This is a genomic window from Thioclava sp. GXIMD4216, assembly GCF_037949285.1.
Lineage (GTDB): Bacteria > Pseudomonadota > Alphaproteobacteria > Rhodobacterales > Rhodobacteraceae > Thioclava > Thioclava litoralis.
In genome coordinates this window covers 1858125-1876975 of the sequence record NZ_CP149926.1, presented here as the reverse complement: position 1 = coordinate 1876975, position 18851 = coordinate 1858125, and the positions used below count along the sequence as shown (strand labels likewise).

19 protein-coding genes are annotated in these 18851 nt (G+C 62.1%); 17 read left to right on the top strand and 2 right to left on the bottom strand.

What is annotated here, in order from left to right; translation table 11 throughout:
• Position 1: 1 nt before the first annotated feature.
• The 5 genes from WDB88_RS09290 to WDB88_RS09270 all read left to right on the top strand — a co-directional run bounded on the left by WDB88_RS09290 (position 2) and on the right by WDB88_RS09270 (position 4354).
• Positions 2–757, top strand: a complete 756-nt coding sequence (locus tag WDB88_RS09290; RefSeq protein WP_339107387.1) for an RlmE family RNA methyltransferase — start codon at positions 2–4, stop codon at positions 755–757.
• A 133-nt stretch (positions 758–890) separates the two neighbouring features.
• The gene (locus tag WDB88_RS09285; protein WP_339107386.1) at positions 891–1841 is read left to right on the top strand and encodes a helix-turn-helix domain-containing protein; all 951 of its coding nucleotides are present in this window, start codon (positions 891–893) and stop codon (positions 1839–1841) included.
• A 171-nt stretch (positions 1842–2012) separates the two neighbouring features.
• Positions 2013–3542 carry an aldehyde dehydrogenase gene (gene adh / locus WDB88_RS09280; protein WP_339107385.1) on the top strand — a complete coding sequence of 510 codons (1530 nt, stop codon included), beginning with the start codon at positions 2013–2015 and terminating at the stop codon, positions 3540–3542.
• Positions 3543–3617: 75 nt separating this feature from the next.
• Positions 3618–3959 carry a DUF779 domain-containing protein gene (locus tag WDB88_RS09275; RefSeq protein WP_339107384.1) on the top strand — a complete coding sequence of 114 codons (342 nt, stop codon included), beginning with the start codon at positions 3618–3620 and terminating at the stop codon, positions 3957–3959.
• A gap of 149 nt (positions 3960–4108) precedes the next feature.
• Positions 4109–4354 carry a hypothetical protein gene (locus WDB88_RS09270; protein ID WP_339107383.1) on the top strand — a complete coding sequence of 82 codons (246 nt, stop codon included), beginning with the start codon at positions 4109–4111 and terminating at the stop codon, positions 4352–4354.
• Positions 4355–4635: 281 nt separating this feature from the next.
• On the opposite strand, the gene WDB88_RS09265 is transcribed toward WDB88_RS09270, so the two are convergent.
• Together WDB88_RS09265 and miaA are read right to left on the bottom strand one after the other, a co-directional pair.
• Entirely contained in the window at positions 4636–5520 is an 885-nt protein-coding gene (locus WDB88_RS09265; protein WP_339107382.1) for an AraC family transcriptional regulator, read from the bottom strand.
• Between the two features lie 97 nt (positions 5521–5617).
• Positions 5618–6499, bottom strand: a complete 882-nt coding sequence (miaA, locus tag WDB88_RS09260) for a tRNA (adenosine(37)-N6)-dimethylallyltransferase MiaA (protein ID WP_339109510.1) — start codon at positions 6497–6499, stop codon at positions 5618–5620.
• 144 nt (positions 6500–6643) lie between these two features.
• Between miaA and pyrH the strand changes: the two genes are divergently transcribed.
• The 12 genes from pyrH (at position 6644) to lpxB (ending at position 18777) form a co-directional block, all read left to right on the top strand.
• Positions 6644–7378 (top strand): UMP kinase, encoded by a 735-nt coding sequence (pyrH, locus tag WDB88_RS09255; protein WP_339107381.1) that lies wholly within the window; start codon positions 6644–6646, stop codon positions 7376–7378.
• Between the two features lie 86 nt (positions 7379–7464).
• Positions 7465–8028: a ribosome recycling factor gene (gene frr / locus WDB88_RS09250; RefSeq protein ID WP_339107380.1), complete on the top strand. Its 564-nt coding sequence runs from the start codon at positions 7465–7467 to the stop codon at positions 8026–8028.
• A 34-nt stretch (positions 8029–8062) separates the two neighbouring features.
• The gene (gene uppS / locus WDB88_RS09245) at positions 8063–8839 is read left to right on the top strand and encodes a polyprenyl diphosphate synthase (protein ID WP_339107379.1); all 777 of its coding nucleotides are present in this window, start codon (positions 8063–8065) and stop codon (positions 8837–8839) included.
• A complete protein-coding gene (locus WDB88_RS09240; RefSeq protein ID WP_339107378.1) occupies positions 8836–9630 on the top strand; it encodes a phosphatidate cytidylyltransferase in 795 nt (264 codons plus the stop codon). The genes uppS and WDB88_RS09240 overlap by 4 nt, the downstream gene beginning before the upstream one ends.
• A gap of 3 nt (positions 9631–9633) precedes the next feature.
• Positions 9634–10797: a 1-deoxy-D-xylulose-5-phosphate reductoisomerase gene (gene dxr, locus WDB88_RS09235; protein WP_339107377.1), complete on the top strand. Its 1164-nt coding sequence runs from the start codon at positions 9634–9636 to the stop codon at positions 10795–10797.
• Between the two features lie 13 nt (positions 10798–10810).
• Complete coding sequence (gene rseP / locus WDB88_RS09230) at positions 10811–12157, top strand: RIP metalloprotease RseP (RefSeq protein WP_339109509.1); 1347 nt, start codon at positions 10811–10813, stop codon at positions 12155–12157.
• A 155-nt stretch (positions 12158–12312) separates the two neighbouring features.
• Entirely contained in the window at positions 12313–14658 is a 2346-nt protein-coding gene (gene bamA, locus WDB88_RS09225; protein ID WP_339107376.1) for an outer membrane protein assembly factor BamA, read from the top strand.
• 40 nt (positions 14659–14698) lie between these two features.
• The gene (locus WDB88_RS09220; protein WP_339107375.1) at positions 14699–15394 is read left to right on the top strand and encodes an OmpH family outer membrane protein; all 696 of its coding nucleotides are present in this window, start codon (positions 14699–14701) and stop codon (positions 15392–15394) included.
• 133 nt (positions 15395–15527) lie between these two features.
• A complete protein-coding gene (gene fabZ, locus WDB88_RS09215) occupies positions 15528–15989 on the top strand; it encodes a 3-hydroxyacyl-ACP dehydratase FabZ (protein ID WP_339107374.1) in 462 nt (153 codons plus the stop codon).
• A gap of 10 nt (positions 15990–15999) precedes the next feature.
• Positions 16000–16800, top strand: a complete 801-nt coding sequence (lpxA, locus tag WDB88_RS09210) for an acyl-ACP--UDP-N-acetylglucosamine O-acyltransferase (protein WP_339107373.1) — start codon at positions 16000–16002, stop codon at positions 16798–16800.
• Positions 16801–16825: 25 nt separating this feature from the next.
• Positions 16826–17626: a UDP-2,3-diacylglucosamine diphosphatase LpxI gene (gene lpxI, locus WDB88_RS09205; RefSeq protein ID WP_339107372.1), complete on the top strand. Its 801-nt coding sequence runs from the start codon at positions 16826–16828 to the stop codon at positions 17624–17626.
• Positions 17626–18777 (top strand): lipid-A-disaccharide synthase, encoded by a 1152-nt coding sequence (gene lpxB / locus WDB88_RS09200; protein WP_339107371.1) that lies wholly within the window; start codon positions 17626–17628, stop codon positions 18775–18777. Before lpxI ends, lpxB begins: the two co-directional genes overlap by 1 nt.
• Positions 18778–18851: the final 74 nt, after the last annotated feature.

The window sequence follows — 18851 nt, the reverse complement described above, 5'->3', positions numbered from 1 at the left end:
TATGGTCAAGACACCTACGGGCAAGAACACCTCGGGTCGGGGCCAGCGCGATCTGCGCGTGCGGGTCAAAACGGCAAAGGGCCGCAAGCTGAGTTCGACGCTCTGGCTTGAGCGCCAGTTGAACGACCCCTATGTCGCGCGGGCGCGCAAGGAAGGCTATCGCGGGCGGGCGGCGTTCAAGATCCTTGAGCTTGATGACAAATACCGCTTCCTCGTGCCGGGGGCACGTGTGGTTGACCTTGGCTGTGCGCCGGGGGGCTGGTGTCAGGTGGCGGTCAAGCGTGTGAACGCGCTTGGCGAGAAATCGGGCAAGAAGGTGGGCACCGTTCTGGGCGTCGATCTGCAGGAGGTCGATGCGATTGCGGGGGCCGAAGTGCACCAGCTGGATTTCCTTTCCGAGGGTGCTGACGATAAGGTGAAGGCGTGGCTGGGCGGGACGGCCCATGTGGTGATGTCCGATATGGCGGCGGCTTCTTCGGGGCACCAGAACACCGACCACCTGCGCATCATCGCCTTATGTGAAGCGGCCGCCTATTTTGCCTTCGATGTGCTGGAAGAGGGCGGCACCTTTGTGGCTAAGGTCTTGGCAGGTGGGGCAGAAAACGAATTGCTGACCATCTTGAAAAAGAATTTTACGAAGGTTGCCAATGTCAAACCTCCGGCGTCCCGCTCGGATAGTTCGGAGAAGTTCGTGGTGGCGCAAGGCTTCCGCGGCAAGCGCCATGAAGGCGAGGACGACGAAGACGGAGAGCTTTGATCTCCTTGACTTCGGGTCTGAGCGGCGCCCATCGCTCAGACAGCGTTTGCATTGAAAAGCGCTTCCGGCCTATCCTTCGCTTGTGCAGGGAAGAGAGGGGAGGCTTTTCAATTTGCGTATTATGCAAGAGTCCATGAAAGACCGTCATAGCGATCGTATTCAGGCTGTGATTGCGTCGAATTCTGCGGCAGGACGTTCGGGCGTCGCTGCAAGCTGGCGCCGTTCGTTTATTCACCACAAACTGGACCCTTCGGTTGCACCGGGCCGCGAGCGCCTGACATCCAACGAGATTCGTGACCGGCAGGAGATCGTCGGCCCGATGATCCGGCTGGCGGCCTCGCATCTGGACCGGCTCGCCGCGACCGTGGCCGATAGCGGTTGTAGTGTCTTTCTGTCGGATGCGCATGGTGTCGTGCTGGATGAACGTATCCGCAGCGCCGATATCGACGGGTTCCAGTCCTGCAATCTGGTCACCGGCACCGATTGGTCGGAGCAGGCCGAAGGCACCAATGGCATCGGCACCTGTGTGGCCGAGGAGCGCCCCGTCACGATCTGGCGCGAGGATCATTTCCGCGAGAGCAATACCGTGCTGTGCTGTAGCGGGGCCCCGATTTTCGGACCGAGCGGGCTGCTGTCGGGGGTGATTGATGTCAGCTCCGCGCGTCTGGATCTGGATGCCTCTTATGCGCGGCTGCTGGCGGTCAGCGTTCAGGACACCGCGCAGCGAATCGAGACGGCGCTGTTCCGGTCGCAATATTCCGATGCGCGGATCTTGTCGCTGGCCGAAGAGGAAAGCGGTGGCCAGAGCGTGGCGTTGCTGGCGCTTGACCGCGATGATCTGGTGGTTGGGGCAACCCGCGCGGCACGGCGCAGGCTGAACCTGAACTGCGGTGTGCTGGGGACGATTCCCGCCGCCGATCTGCTGGATCTGGCCCCTAAACAGGGGCTGGATGCCGCCCAGCGGGCCGAGATGTCGCGTGCTCTGGCGCGCAGCGGGGGCAATGTGACCGCTGCCGCCCGTGCCTTGGGGATCGGGCGCGCAACCTTTTATCGCAAGGCAAAATTTCTGGGCCTGAAGGTCTGACGCGGCCGCGTGTCTGACCGCGTGTCTGGCGGCGGGCAGAAGGCGGGCTGTCTCACCTGTGAGACATCTACGACTTTCTTCCTATGCATAGCGCCTATGCAAAGCGGTTGTTTGTTGTAAAGATACATCCAGACCGGCGCATATGCCGGAGTTCTTTGGGAGGAGACAAAAATGGCCAATGATCTGGCATCCGAATTCAAAGGCGTGATGGTTTCGCCTTTCCGTCAGCGTTATGACAACTTCATCAACGGTCAGTTCAAAGCTCCGAATGCGGGCCGTTATTTCGAGAATATCACGCCCCTCACCGGCGGTGTGATCGGCGAGATCGCTCGCTCCGACGCTTCGGACGTCGATGACGCGCTTGATGCTGCCCATGCCGCAAAAGAGGCTTGGGGTCACAAAACCTCGCCCGCGCAACGCGCCGCTGTCCTGCTGGCCATCGCGGACCGCATGGAAGCCAATCTCGAACTGCTGGCAACGGCAGAGACCTGGGATAACGGCAAGCCGATCCGTGAAACCCGCGCGGCAGACGTTCCGCTAGCCATCGACCACTTCCGCTACTTCGCAGGCGTCCTGCGCAGCCAGGAAGGCACCATGTCCGAGATCGACGAGGACACCGTGGCCTATCACTTCCACGAGCCGCTGGGCGTTGTCGGCCAGATCATCCCGTGGAACTTCCCGCTGCTGATGGCGGCATGGAAAATGGCACCGGCACTGGCGGCAGGCAACTGTATCGTTCTGAAGCCGGCAGAGCAGACCCCCGCGACCATCATGGTCTTCGCGGAACTGGTCGCCGACATCCTTCCGCCGGGCGTGCTGAACATCGTCAACGGGTTCGGCCTCGAAGCCGGTAAGCCGCTGGCCTCGTCCAAGCGTATCTCGAAGATCGCCTTCACCGGTGAAACCACCACCGGCCGTCTGATCATGCAATACGCGTCGGAAAACCTCATTCCGGTGACGCTGGAGCTGGGCGGCAAATCGCCGAACATCTTCTTCTCCGACGTCTGCCGCGAAGATGACGCTTTCTTCGACAAGGCGATCGAGGGCTTCGTTCTCTTCGCGCTGAACCAAGGCGAGGTCTGCACCTGCCCGTCGCGTGCGCTGATCCAGGAAGACATCTACGAGCAGTTCATGGAGCGCGCCATCAAGCGCACCCAGGCGATCATCCAGGGCGACCCGCGTGATGCGGCGACCATGATCGGTGCGCAGGCTTCGGCCGAGCAGAAAGAGAAGATCCTGTCCTATATGGATATCGGTCGTAAGGAAGGCGCGGAAGTGCTGACCGGCGGTGCGGCGGCAGAAATGTCGGGCGAGCTGGCCAATGGCTACTACATCCAGCCGACCATTCTGCGCGGTCACAACAAGATGCGCGTCTTCCAGGAAGAGATCTTCGGACCGGTTGTCTCGGTAACCACCTTCAAGGATGCCAATGAGGCGCTTGAAATCGCCAATGACACGCTCTTCGGTCTGGGTGCGGGCGTCTGGTCGCGCGATGCGAACACCTGCTACCGCTTCGGTCGCAACATCCAAGCGGGCCGCGTCTGGGTCAATAACTACCACGCCTATCCGGCGCATGCGGCCTTCGGTGGCTACAAGCAGTCCGGTATCGGCCGCGAGACCCACAAGATGATGCTCGACCACTACCAGCAGACCAAGAACATGCTGGTCAGCTACAACCCGAACAAGCTGGGCTTCTTCTAAGCGCCGCTTGAGGGTAAAATGTTCCGGATCGCCCGGCCCGCGAGGGTCGGGCGGTCTGCCAAGAAGGGAAAGAGCATGACACAGGTCAGCGCAACCGAACCCGCCCTGACGCTTTTGGCGGAGATCGTGGCCGAGCATGGTCCGGTTCTGTTTCACCAATCCGGCGGGTGCTGTGATGGCTCTGCGCCGATGTGCTATCCGCAGGGCGAGTTCCGGCTTGGCGAGAATGACGTGAAGCTGGGCGAGATCGGCGGAATGCCCGTTTACATGTCCGGCAGTCAATACGAGGGCTGGAAGCATACGGACCTGATCATCGATGCGATCCCCGGTCTGGGTGGCGGCCAGTTCAGCCTTGATAACGGGCGCCCGATGCGGTTTCTGACGCGCTCCGATATCTGTCGCCTGCCTGAAGAGTAGGCAGCACGACCCGGAAATGCACGTTTGGCGAAAGTAAGTTTTCGTCATGGCGGGGTTTGGCTGAAAACTGTTAAATGCTTGTTAACTGTTTCATGTAACCTCCTGACTGTAACCAGTCGAAACTGGCTTGCAGTAGGGAGGAAGTGTGTATGTACCAGTCCCGTATCTTGTCGCGGGAGAGTGCGACAGATCCTGTCTTGGAGGATGACCGGTCCTGTGTGGATCGCGAGACCCGTTCCCATGACGATCATGGCCGCGCTTTGCGCCAGATTACCCATCATACCCGCCGTATTCAGGCGACAGAGCTGCATGTCGACGCGCAGCGCCGCAAGATCAGCCTTGAGTTGGGGCTGATACAGCAGGGGCTAGGGCTGGGCATGGGCACGAAACGCTAGGTCACGCGAGACCTGCGCCCCTAGGGGCGTGGTGTTTCCGGTCCTTTCCGGAGCCATGCCTCCGTTGAACATGCCCCCCTGAAAGGGCCGGGCAGGCAAGGGAACGCCTTGGCAGAGCCTTTTTGCAAGGTGTTCGCCAAAGAGACCCGCCAAGGGCGGGGGCAGCCGTTTCCCTATTTATCGCCACTGGAGTGATATCCGGTCAAGCGCGTTGAAGGGCGCAATACGTGAGGGCTGGCTCATTGCTCTGCGCTATGCCCGAGGGCAAAATGGCCGAGGTGTCAGGGCCTTGTCTGCCGGAAATGACTGGGCGTGCTCCCGGTCTGGCTATGGAAACTGCGCGCGAAATAGGTCTGGCTGCGGAACCCCAGCCGCGCGGCGATGTCCTTGATGGGCATGTCGGTATCGTGCAGCAGTTTGCGGGCCTCGTAAAGCCGCCGCTCCTGCAGCAGATCCGAAGCCGGACGGCCACAGGCATCACGGCAGGCACGCGACAGATGGGTGGGCGTGACCCGCAGCTTCATCGCGTAATCCGAAACGCTTTGGGTCGCGCGGAAGTCGCGCTCCACAAGGGCAGTGAAACGGTTGACCAGTTGCCGCGTGGCCTTACCGCGCAGATCGTCGCGCGGTGACAGCGCGATCTGACGCTCCAGCCAGACCGATAGCAGGCCGAGATAATGCTGGGCGGCGCGGGGTGCGGCGGGTCGGGTAGAGCACGTCTCGCGCCCGAGATTGTCCAGCAGGCCCGTCAGTTCGCTCTGGTCCTGAAGGTCGCGTATACGCAGGTGGTGGGGATGCGCCGGAAAGGAGGGATCGTGATCTTGCCCGAGAAACAGTGCAAGCCCTTGCGTTGTATTGCTGATTTCCAGCCCATGCATGATACCGGCTGGCAGATAAAGCGCGTTATGGGCCCCATAGCCTCGTTGGATGCCGCCGATTGTCACACGGCCCTGACCGCGGGTGATCCAGTAAAGGCAGGGTTCGGACAGGGCGCGCAGGGCCTCCATCCGCCAGCGTCCGGCCTGCGACAGATGCGCGATGGGCTCCAGCCGGTAGGGCGGCGGCGCAGAGGATGTGCCGGAGAGCGGGGGAGAGCGGACATCTGGGGGATCAATCGGTAAAGAACGTCCGGTTGCAGAAAACGGCCTTGCAGAAAAAATTGCCATAACAAACTCCGAGCACTCGGATACACCCCGTCTGGAAGACTAAGACCGGTGTCGCGCTTTGACCAAGCGTTTTTTGCATTTCGGCAGGGCTGGGCGGTCAGGGGCGCGGTATCTTGTGCCAGAGCTTCATCCGGCTACGAAACCATGTGCGCTGACGTTTGGCATATTGGCGCGAGGCCGCCTGCGCCAGTGTGCGCGCCTCCTCTAGCGTCAGGCGACTCAGCAGATGTTCCACCAGTTCGGGCGCACCGATGGCTTTGGCCCAGAGCGCCTGCGGGTCCCAATAGGGCAGCACGGCGCGGGCCTCGTCGATTGCGCCCTGTTCCAGCATCAGATCGAACCGGCGGTCGATCCGCTTGGCAAGCCAGTCGCGATCGGCCTCGATCACCAGACAATGGGCCTGATCACGCGGCAGCAGAGGCGGCGGGGTGTCATCCTGCCACGCGGCCAGTCCGCGCCCTGTGCTGCGCTGCACCTCCCATGCGCGCTGGATGCGCATCGGGTTGAGCGTATCGATGCGGGCGGCAGTGGCGGGGTCCAGCTCGGCCAGAAGGGCTTCGGCGCCTTCGGTTGCGCGCCGCTGGTTGGCTTCAAGCCGGATGGCCTCCGGCGTTGCGGGAATATCGGCCAGCCCCTCGGTCAGCGCGCTCAGATAAAGGCCCGTGCCGCCAACGATGATCGGGCGCGGCCCGCCCGCACGATGCGCGTCAAGGATCTGCGCCACCTCCCGCAACCAGTGCCCGACCGAGTAGTTTTCTCCCGGTGTCTTATGGCCGTAAAGCAGGTGAGGGGCCTCGACCTCTTCTGCGGGGCTCGGGCGGGCCGATAACACGCGCCAGCAGGACCAGACCTGAAGCGCATCGGCATTCACCACCACGCCCCCTTGCGCCTTGGCAATCGCGATCGCCAGCGCCGATTTTCCGCTCGCGGTCGCGCCCCCAATCACAACCGGACGATTTTCTTCAAGATTTTCCACGATATCGCCCGTCTGCACGAAGTTACCTCAAGTCGGATGTTACCAAATATCGCCGAAACCGCCATTCGGCGCATTTCCCGAGTTGAACCCGACGCGCATTTGCGACATTTTGCGCCCCGATGACAACTGACAAATGAGGAACCCGAGATGTCTGCGGACCAACACCCGGCAGCGAAGTATAAACGTGTCCTCTTGAAAATCTCGGGGGAAGCCCTGATGGGCGACCAAGGCTACGGCCTGCACCCGCCAACCGTTGCCCGTATCGCCAGCGAAGTGAAATCCGTCCATGATCTGGGCGTCGAGATCTGCATGGTGATTGGCGGCGGCAATATTTTCCGCGGTCTGGCAGGCTCGGCCCAAGGCATGGAGCGCACCACCGCCGACTATATGGGAATGCTGGCCACCGTGATGAACGCGCTTGGCATGCAGGCGCAGCTTGAGGCGCTGGGTATCCATACCCGTGTGATCTCGGCCATCCCGATGGATGAGGTCTGCGAGCCCTATATCCGCCGCCGTGCCGTGCGCCACCTCGAGAAAAAACGCATCTGCATTTTCGCGGCAGGCACCGGCAACCCCTATTTCACCACCGATACCGCCGCGACGCTGCGCGCCAACGAGATGAACTGCGAAGCCATTTTCATGGGCAAGAACGGGGTCGACGGGGTCTATGACAAAGATCCGAAGAAATTCGACGATGCCAAACGCTATGACCATGTGACCTATGACGAGGTGCTGCAAAAGAACCTCAAGGTGATGGATGCCTCGGCGATTGCGCTGGCACGCGACAACAACCTGCCGATTATCGTCTTCCCGCTGGACGAGCCGGGCGGCTTCAAGGGGATACTGGCAGGTCAGGGGACCTATACGCGCGTGCAGGGCTGACCCGCCCGCACCCGCGCGGCCTATACATTTGCGTGATTGCGCGCTAGATACTGTTCAAGCAAGACAAAGAAGCAGACGGAGACGACATGTCTGACGATTTCGAAATCGACACCGATGATCTGGAGCGCCGCATGGAAGGCGCAATGGGCGCGCTGAAAACCGAATTTGCCTCGCTGCGCACCGGTCGTGCGGCGGGCTCCATGCTCGACCCGATCACGGTTGATGCCTATGGTCAAATCACCCCCATCAACCAGCTTGGCACGGTCAACGTGCCCGAGCCGCGCATGGTCACCATCAATGTCTGGGACAAGGGCATGGTCGGCAAGGTTGAAAAGGCCATCCGCGAATCCGGTCTGGGCATCAACCCGCAGCTCAACGGCACCATCATCATGCTGCCGATCCCCGAGCTGAACGAGGAACGCCGCCGCGAGCTGACCAAAGTGGCCGCCTCCTATGCGGAATCCGCGCGTGTGGCCGTGCGCAATGTGCGCCGCGACGGGATGGACCAGATCAAGAAAGCCAAGGGCAATGGCATGTCGGAAGACGATGTGAAGCTCTGGGAAGGCGAAGTTCAGGACCTGACCAACAAATATACGGCGATGGTCGACAAGGCGCTTGAGGGCAAGCAAGCCGAGATTATGCAGGTCTGAGCCTCGACGGAATGCAGTGCGAAAGGCGGCCCAAATGGCGCTGAGCAAGCGAAAGCAGGGCAAGGACCTGTCGGCTTCGACGCAAGGTGGCGACATCGATTACGGTGTACGCCATGTTGCCATCATTATGGATGGCAACGGGCGTTGGGCCAAAAACCGGGGCTGGCCGCGTCTGGCCGGTCACCGGCGCGGTGCGGAACGGATCAAGGAAATCACCAAGATCTGCCCCTCGCTCGGCGTGCGCTACCTGACGGTCTATGCGTTTTCGACAGAGAACTGGAAACGCTCGACCGAGGAAGTGCTGGGCCTTATGGCCATTTTCTCGCGCTATATCGAGAAAGAGGCGGATTCGCTTTCGGCGCTTGGTGTCAGGATGCGCTTTATCGGTGCGCGCGGGCGGCTGGATGGTAAGCTGGCGCGGCTGATGGCCAGTATCGAAGACCGCACGAAACATAATGACCGCCTGACCATGACGGTGGCGATCAATTATGGCGGACGGCATGAACTGGGCCGTGCGGCAGCGCAGATGGCGCGGGATTTTGCTGCCGGTCTGATTTCCGAGGAGGCGCTGACAACCGCCGCAGAGGCCACGCTTGAGGCCCGCCTCGATACGGCGGGGCTGCCCGATCCGGATCTGGTGATCCGCACCTCCGGCGAGACCCGTACTTCGAATTTCCTGCCTTGGCAGGCCGCTTATGCGGAATATGAATTCACCCAGACACTCTGGCCCGATTTCACACCGGCAGAGCTGGAAGGGATTTTGGCGCGGTTCGGCAATCGCGACCGGCGCTTTGGCGGGGTGAAGGCATGACCCAGACGGCTGGACGCTGGGGGGATCTGCGCAAGCGGGTCGCATCCGCGATTGTCATGGCGGCGATCGGCGCGGTCGCGGTGGGCTGGGGCGGTCTGGCCTTTGCCACCGTCTGCTGCATCGTGACGGGACTGATGATCTGGGAGCTGTCGGCGATGACGGCCCCCGACCGCACTACACGCGCCATCCTTCTGGGGCTGATCGCAGCGGGGACGCTGGCGCTGATCCTGTTCATGCATTCGCCCTTCTACCTGCCGCTTCTGATCCTGCCGCCCATCGCGGGGCTCTGGCGTCCGCGCCGCGACCGGCGCTTTTTCACCAGCTATGCGCTGGCGATCATGCTGACGGGCTACGGGCTTGTGGCTCTGCGTGAAGGGCAGGGTGTGGGGGCGATCACCTGGATCATCTGTGTGGTCGTGGTTTCCGACGTGCTGGGCTATTTCGTGGGCCGCATGGTTGGCGGGCCGAAATTCTGGCCCAAGATCAGCCCCAAGAAAACATGGTCCGGCACCGTGGCAGGCTGGGTCGGGGCGCTGGTTCTCGGCTTCGGCTTTGTGCAGCTGGGCGGAGGCGCCGCACTGATCTGGATGTCCCCGCTTCTGGCCTTTGCCGGTCAGCTGGGCGATATTTTCGAGAGCTGGCTGAAGCGGCGCTCGGCGGTCAAGGACAGCTCGTCGCTGATCCCCGGTCACGGGGGGGTGCTGGACCGTTTCGACGCGCTGATCGGCGTGGTGCTGGTGCTTCTTCTTCTTGCACAATTCGGAGAGCTGCCGCTGACGGCAGCCGGTTAAACAATGCGCATTTCAGTTTTCGGGTCGACGGGGTCTATTGGCGAAAGCACTTTCGATCTCTTGCAGCGATCCGATCATCAGGTCGTGGCGCTGACGGGCGGGCGCAATGTGCGGCGTCTGGCCGAACAGGCCATCGCGCTGAAGGCCGAACTGGCGGTGACCGCCTATGACGACTGTCTTCCCGCGCTGCGCGAGGCGCTTGCAGGCACCGGCATCGAGACCGCCGCAGGCACACAGGCCCTGATCGAGGCTGCCGAGCGCCCTGCCGACTGGGTGATGTCGGCGATCGTCGGGGCTGCGGGTCTTGCACCGGGGTTCCGCGCCCTGAAACAGGGGGCCACGCTTGCGCTGGCCAATAAGGAAAGCCTGGTGACCGCAGGGCCTTTGCTTCTGGCCGAGGCCGAGCGTCACGGTGCGCGCATCCTGCCTGTCGATAGCGAGCATTCTGCCGTGTTTCAGGCGCTGGTGGGCGAGGATATCTCGGCGGTCGAGCGCATTATCATCACCGCTTCGGGCGGGGCGTTCCGTGACTGGCCGATGGAAAAGCTGGCCACCGCGACGGTGGCGCAGGCCTCCAGCCATCCGAACTGGAATATGGGGCAGCGGATCACCATCGATTCCGCCTCGATGTTCAACAAGGCGCTGGAAATCATCGAAACGCGCGAGTTTTTCCGCGTGGCTCCCGAGAAGATCGAGGTGCTTGTCCATCCCGAAAGTATGGTGCACGCGCTGGTCGGGTTTCGCGACGGGGCGCTGATGGCGCATATGGGCGCGCCCGATATGCGCCATGCCATCGGCTATGCGCTCAACTGGCCCGAACGGGCCGAGCTGCCTGTCGAGCGTCTGGATCTGGCCAAACTCGGTGCGCTGACCTTCCGTGCGCCCGATGCCGCGCGCTATCCGGCGCTGCGGCTGGCCTATGAGGTCATGGAGATCGGCGGCACGGCGGGGGCGGCCTTCAACGCCGCCAAAGAGATCGCGCTTGACGGGTTTATCGATGGCCGGATCGGTTTTCTGGATATGGCCACCGTGGTCGAAGAGGTGCTGGACGAGATGTCGGCACGTCAGGGGCTTTGCAATTCGGCGCTAAGTCTGGATACCATCGCTTATACCGATGCCGAGGCCCGTGCGCTGGCGTCGCATTACCTGACCAAAGTCACCAACTGACGTAAAGCAAGGAATTGATCGCGTGGATTTGCTGCCGGATCTGGGGAATTTCGTCTTTACGGTCGTGAGCTTCGTGGTCGCCCTGTCGATCATCGTCACGATCCATGAATTCGGGCATTATATCATCGGACGCTGGTCGGGGATCAAGGCCGAGGTGTTCTCGCTGGGCTTCGGGCCGCGTCTGATCTCGCGCACCGACAAGCATGGCACACGCTGGCAGATCGCGGCGCTTCCCTTTGGCGGCTATGTCAAGTTTCTGGGCGATGCCAATGCGGCCTCGGCCAAGGCCAATGACGCGGAAATGGCGCAGCTCAGCCCCGAAGAGCGCCGTCACACCATGCATGGCGCGCCGCTCTGGGCGCGGGCGGCGACGGTGATCGCGGGGCCGCTGTTCAACTTTATCCTGTCCATCGCGGTGATCGCGGGGCTGATGCTTTACACCGGCACCGCCACCGATAAGCCGGTGATCGGGACGCTGTTCGAGCTGCCTGAAGGCACGGGCGATCTGCAAAGCGGCGACCAGATCCTGTCGGTTGCGGGCAAGGCCACGCCCGATTACCCCGCATTCAGCGAGGCGCTGGATACGGCGCCCACCGGTCCGGTGCTGCCGATGCAGGTGGACCGCAACGGCCAGACGATCGATCTGGACGGGCCACAGCTTTTCCCGCCGCGCTTTACCGGCGTGACCCCCAAATCCGCCTCTTATGCGGCAGGGCTGGGCGAGGGCGATGTGGTTACCTCGATTGACGGCACGCCGGTCTGGACCTTCGAGGATCTGCGGCAGGCGGTCGCGGGTTCGAATGGCCGCACACTGAAGCTGACGGTCTGGCATCCGGCAACGAAAGAGACCACCGAGGTGGCCCTGACCCCCAAACGCACCGATATTCCCGCGCCCGATGGCGGCTTCGAGACGCGCTGGATGATTGGCGCGACCGGCGGGTTTGTCTTTGCCCCCGAAACCCGCCCGACGCGGCTGGGCGAGGCGCTGAACGGAGCGGTAAGCCAGACATGGGGCATCGTCACGCAATCGGTCTCGGGGCTGGCCAATATGGTGGCGGGCAATATTTCCTCGTGCAACCTGCAAGGGGCCATCGGCATCGCGCAGGGCTCTGCGGCGGCGGCCAAATCGGGGCTGGAGAATTTCATCTGGTTCATTGCGGTGCTCTCGACCGCCGTGGGCTTTCTGAACCTCTTCCCGATCCCCGCCCTGGATGGGGGGCATCTGATGTTCTATTGCTATGAGGCGATCGTCGGCAAACCGCCCTCAGACCGCATTATGAACGTGCTGATGTCGATCGGGATCGCCGCTGTGCTGAGCCTGATGGTCTTCGGTCTGTCCAACGACATTTTCTGCCCCTGATTGACGGGAACGGGCCAAGGCTCGGGCGCTGGGGCAGCCGAAGCGCCGAATTGATGAAAACCGTCTGGACAAAGGGGTTCTTCGCTTTGACAACCCCTCACAGACTCGGTATCGACAGATTAACAAAGAAGGCTGCCGAAAGGGTGGAGAGGGCGATGTTGAACAGGCAAGAAGGCCGGCAAGGTCTTGGACAAATTTCCGGTATTCTCGCACCAGCGGCCCTGTCGCTTGCTGTGGCACTGACAAGCGTGGCACTGCCGGACTCGGTTCTGGCGCAAAGCTACAGCTTCTCGTCGGTGTCGATCTCGGGCAACGAGCGCGTGGACAACGCCACCGTTCTGGGCACCGCAGGCATAAAGGCGGGCGAAAGCCTCAGCGCGGGCCAGCTCAATGAAGCCTATCAGAAGCTGCAATCCTCGGGGCTGTTCGAGAAGGTCGATCTGGAGCCGCAAGGCAGCACGCTGAAGATCACTGTGCAGGAATATCCGACGATCAACGTGATCAGCTTCGAGGGCAACCAGCGGATGAAGGACGAGGCGCTTGCCAAGATCGTCCAGTCGCAAAGCCGCCGTGTCTATAGCCCCGCCACCGTCGAGGCCGATGCCCAGCTGATCGCCGAAGCCTATGCTCAGGGCGGTCGTGTCAATGCCCGCGTCGAGCCCAAGGTCATCCGCCGCTCCAATAACCGCGTGGATATCGCCTTCGAGATCAAGGAAGGCAAGGTCACCGAGATCGAGCGGATCTCCTTCACCGGCAACCATGCCTTCTCGGATCGCCGTCTGCGTCAGGTCCTGCAAACCAAACAGGCGGGCATCCTGCGGGCGTTCATCCAGCGCGATACGTTCGTGGCCGACCGCGTCAATGTGGATCGCCAGCTGCTGACCGATTTCTACCGCTCGCGCGGCTATCCGGATGTGCAGGTCAATGGTGTCTCCTCCGAGATGACCCGCGAACGCGACGCCTTCTTCATGACTTTCAATATCAGCGAAGGCCAGCAGTTCAAATTCGGCAAGATCTCGACCGTCTCCGAAGTGAACGGGGTAAGCGCGGACGAGTATTCCAAGCTGAGCAAGATCCGCGCGGGCGCGATCTACACGCCCACCGCCATCGATCTGGCCGTGACGCGGATGGAAGAGAAAGCCCGTCAGGCCGGTCTGAACTTCGTTCGGGTCGATCCGCGTGTGACCCGCAACCCGCGCACCGGCACGCTGGATGTGCAGTTCGCGCTGGTCAAGGGCCCGCGTATCTTTATCGAGCGCATCGATATCGAGGGCAATACCGCGACGCTGGACCGTGTGATCCGTCGTGAATTCCACTCGGTCGAAGGCGACCCCTATAACCCGCGCGAGATCAAGCGCTCCGCCGAGCGTATCCGCGCCTTGGGCTATTTCTCGAATGCCGATGTGAACACCCGCAAGGGCACCAATGATGATCAGGTCATCGTTGACGTGAACGTGACCGAGCAGCCGACCGGCTCGCTGACCTTCGGTGCAAGCTATGGCGCCTCTGCCGGTTTCGGGATCAATGCCTCGCTGAACGAGCGCAACTTCCTCGGGCGTGGCCAGCAGCTTTCGATCGGCATCGGGACGACCTCGGATAACCAGACCTCGGTGATCAGCTTCACCGAACCCTATCTCTTCGGGCGCGATCTGGCGGCAACGGGGCGGCTGTTCTATAGCACCACCGATAACGACAACTCCGATTACTCGACCATGCGTGCGGGCATCCAGCCCTCGATCGAGTTCCCCGTGGCCGAGAATGCGCGTCTGAAACTGCGCTACGAGTTCAGCCGCGAAGAGCTGTCCGATGTGGACACCTATGATGCAAGCGAGGCAACCGGCTCGTCGCCGATCCTGTCGCGCGAAGAGGGGGCCCGCTACAAATCGGCGGTGGGATATACCTATACCTTCGACACCACGGAGACCAATATCGACCCGCGCTACAGCTATCTGCTGCGCTTCGATCAGGAATTCGCGGGTCTGGGCGGCGATGTCGAGGCGGTGACGACCACGGTTCTGGGCCGCGCACAGCGCAAGGTCTGGAATGACGAGGTGACGCTGCGTGCCGAGCTGGAAGGCGGCGCGATCATTGCCTCCTCCGGCAATACCACCATTCTGGACCGCTTTACCGGAAACGGCAAAATCCGCGGCTTCGAATCCAACGGGATCGGCCCGCGCGATACGGCCGCGCCCAACGAAGACGCGCTTGGCGGTAAATATTTCGCAGTCGCCCGCCTCGAGGCGCAGTTCCCGCTGGGTCTGCCCGAGGAATATAAGCTGGGGGGCGCGGTCTTCCTTGATGCCGGCTCTGTCTGGGGTCTGGACGATACCGATGGTGTCGAAGAGGTCGATGACGGGTTCCACCTGCGCTCGGCCATCGGTGTCTCGCTTCTGTGGGACAGCTTCATCGGCCCGCTGCGTCTGAACTTCTCCAAGGCCATCGTCAAAGAGGATTACGACGAAGAGCAGAACTTCGACCTGACCGTGTCGACGAAGTTCTAATCCGATGCGATGGGCGTGGTATAGGGCGGGTGCGTCGCGGATGATCGGTGCTGCGGCGCTGTTTGTCCTGCCCGCCTGTATCCTGCCGGTTGCTGTCATGGCGCAGGACGCCAAAGGGGTCACCGTCTCGCGCGATGGGGCGGTGGCGGCCAATATGCCGATCCTGACGCTTGAGTGGGAAGAGCTTTACCAGAAATCGGCCTGGGCGCGGCGCGTGAAGCAGCAGCTTGCGCAAGAATCGACACGGCTCGCGGCCGAAAACAAGCGCATCGCCGATGATCTTATCGAGGAAGAGAAGACGCTGACGCGGCGGCGTGCCACCATGACCCCCGAGGCTTTCCGAAGTGCGGCCGATGCGTTTGACGAAAAGGCCACCGGCATCCGCGCGGCACAAAAGGCCAAGGCCGAGGCGCTGGCCCGTCAGGTCGAGGCCGAGCAACAGGCCTTCCTGAAGGCGGCGCTGCCATTGCTGGATGATCTGCTGCAGCAGAAGGGCGCGCAGATCGTCATCGACCGGCGGGTGATCATCCGTGGCCTTGCGCAGATCGACGTGACCGATGACATGCTGGAAATCGTCGATAGCAAGCTGGGCACCGGAGAGCCGCAGCCCGTGCCGAAAGAGCTGGGCGGGGATGCGCCCGATCCACCTGCACAGCCTGCGCCGGCGCCAAATTCCGGCACCGCGCCCGATCTTCTGGAGGAAGAGCCGCTGCCATCCGGTCCGAGCGCGCCATAAACGGCCGACCACCCGCAATCCGGAGGCGGGTATCGCTTTCGCTTTTCTTGCAAAGTTCTGATTGGCTTGCTAATCCATGCTCCCGGCCTCATTGGCTAACTATGTCGTCGGCAAAAGATAAAAGGGACAGAAAATGACCGAAGCCGCCCCCTATACCGAGGCCGATCTGGCGCTCATCAAACGCATGCTGCCGCATCGCTATCCGTTCCTGTTGGTGGACAAGGTCATTGACATTGTCCCGATGGAAAGCGGCGTTGGCATCAAATGTGTCACGTCCAACGAACCGCATTTCGAAGGCCATTTCCCGCAAGAGCCGGTGATGCCTGGGGTGCTGATCGTGGAAGCGATGGCACAGACCGCTGCTGTGATCACGGGCATTTCGAAGAACCTGATCGACAAGGATATGTCGGTGTATTTCATGTCGATGGATGGTGTGAAATTCCGCCGCAAGGTCGTGCCCGGTGATGTGCTGCGCATGGAGCTGACGCTCAAGCGTGGTGGTGGCAAGGTCTGGAAGTTCGAGGGCCGCGCGCTGGTTGATGGCGAGCTGGCCTGCGAGGCGCAGCTGACCGCCATGATGGCGACGGCGAAGTAAGGAGACAGGCATGGCGATCGATCCTACCGCCGAGATCCACGCATCTTCCATCGTGGAAGAGGGGGCCGTCATCGGCCCGGGCTGCAAGATCGGTCCTTTCTGTCTAATCGGCTCCGAAGTGGTTCTTGCGGCCAATGTCACGCTCAAGAGCCATATCGTGGTCACCGGTGCGACCGAGATCGGCGAGGGGACAGAAGTGTTTCCCTTCGCCTCTCTGGGACAGATCCCGCAGGATCTGAAATTCAAGGGCGAGAAAACGCGGCTGGTTATCGGCAAGCGGAACCGCATCCGTGAATATGTGACGATGAATACCGGCACCGAAGGCGGTGGCGGTCTGACCAAGGTGGGCGATGACGGGCTGTTCATGTCGTCCTGCCATGTCGGCCATGACTGCATCATCGGTGACCGGGTGATCTTGGTCAATTCGGTCGCTGTGGCGGGGCATTGCCATATTGATGACGATGCGATTGTCGGCGGGCTTTCGGGGGTACACCAATGGGTGCGGATCGGGCGCGGTGCCATGATCGGGGCGCTGTCGATGGTGGCCGCCGATGTCATGCCCAATGCGCTGGTTGCCGGTCCACGGGCGCAGGTCGAAGGGATGAACCTTGTCGGACTGCGCCGCCGTGGCACGGACCGCACCGAAATCAATGCCTTGCGCGATCTTTATAAGGCGTTGGGCGAGGGCAATTTCCGCGAGGTGGCCCGCGAACATAACGAGGCCGGACCGGAGAGTGAACTTGTGCGTGAAGTGCTTGATTTTATTCTGGGACCGTCGGATCGTTCGTTCCTGACGCCGCAACATAAATAAGGCCCGAAAGAGGATGGACGGACAGATGAACCCCAAGACGATTGCGCTGATCGCCGGTCAGGGAGCCGCACCGAAGCTGCTGGCGCAGGCTGTGCCGGGGCTGACGGTCTGCGAGATGGACGGGTTCCCCTGCGAGATCGGCGGCGAAGAGGTGATCCGCTTCCGCTTCGAGCGGCTGGTGCCCTTTCTCGACGAGCTTGTCGGGCGCGGGATCACCCATGTGGTCTTCGCGGGCGCGCTGAGCCGCCCGAAGATCGAACCCGAGATGTTCGATCTGAAAACCGCGCAACTTGTGCCGCGGATGCTGGGGGCTATGCAGCAGGGCGATGATGCCACGCTGCGCGCGGTCATCGAGCTGTTTGCCGAATGGGACATCCAGACGCTGGGCATTCACGAACTTCTGCCGCAGCTTCTGCCGCCTGCCGGATTGCGCCTCGGCGCGATTTCCGAACGCGACGAGAAAGACGCCGCGCGGGCGGCGGCGATTGTCGCGGCGATGGGCGCTGTGGATGTGGGGCAGGGTTGCGTTGTGTCGAACGGGCTCTGTCTTGCGGTTGAGGCCCAGCCGGGCACCGATGCAATGCTGGATTTTGTCAGCCTGCACAAGGCACTGAACCCAGGTGGCGGGGTCTTCTACAAGGCGCCGAAGCCGGGTCAGGACCGCCGGATCGACCTGCCGGTGATCGGTCCGCAAACCGTGGCGCGGGTCGCCAATGCGGGGCTTGCGGGGATTGTCATCGAAGCCGGCGGTGTGATGGTGCTGGATCAGGCCGCCACGGCGGATGCCGCGACCAAAGCCGGAATCTTCCTCTGGGTGCGCCCCTGATGCGGGTGTTCGTCATCGCGGGCGAACCGTCGGGCGACAAGCTTGGCGGCGCGTTGATGGCAGGGTTGAAATCGCTGGTGCCCGAGATTTCTTTCACGGGGATCGGCGGGGTGCATATGGAAGAAGAGGGGCTCGGGAGCCGCTTCCCGATGGAAGAGCTTTCGGTGATGGGGATCGCCGAAATCCTGCCCAAATACCGCGAACTCAAGCGCCGGATCCGCGAGACCGCCGAGGCCATTCTGGCGGAGGCGCCGGATGTGGTGATTTCGATCGACAGTCCCGATTTCTGCCTGCGCGTCCACAAGATCGTCAAAGCGACGCGTCCCGCGCAGAAGGTCGTGCATTATGTCGCGCCCTCGGTCTGGGCATGGCGGGCAGGGCGCGCGGCCAAGATGGCGAAGACCGTCGATCATGTTCTGGCGCTTTTACCGTTCGAGCCGCCCTATATGGAAGCGGCGGGGATGAGCTGCGATTTTGTCGGGCATCCGGTGGTGACCGAACCGCGTGCCACCGCCGAAGAGGCCGCAGCCTTCCGCGAAACCCATATGATCGGCCCGAACCAGCCCTTGGTGCTGTGTCTGCCCGGATCGCGCAAATCCGAAGTTGCGCGTCTGGGGGCACGGTTTGACGAGGCGCTGATGCAGCTACGCGACCGCGAGCCGGGCCTGCGGGTGGTGGTGCCGACGGTGAGGGGGGTCTCGAAATTCGTGCGGCAGATGACGGCCCGCTGGCCGGTTGCGCCCATCGTTGTCGAAGCCAGCGAGGACAAGCGCGCGGCTTTTGCCGCGGCCGATCTGGCGCTGGCGGCCTCGGGCACGGTCTCGCTGGAGCTGGCCGCCAACCGCACGCCGATGGTGATTGCCTATGATGCCTCGCGCATCACATGGCATATTGTCTGGAATATGATGAAAATCGACACGGTAACCTTGGTCAATCTGGTCTCTGACACCCGTCAGGTGCCCGAATTTCTTGGCCCCAACTGTCAGCCGCGTCTGATTTCGGAAAAGCTGTTGCAGCTGCTGGAAGATCGCGAGGCCCGCGCCGGTCAGATCGCGGCGATGGAGCTGACCATGCAGCGTCTGGGCGAGGGAGGCGATCCTCCCGGTCTGCGCGCGGCGCGCTCGGTGCTGGGCTTTCTGGATCGCGCCTGAACGGATCCGGGTTTGATTGGGCCATAGACCTGCCAAACGGGAAAGGTCTCGGCCCCTGAACGTCCTCGGCTTTG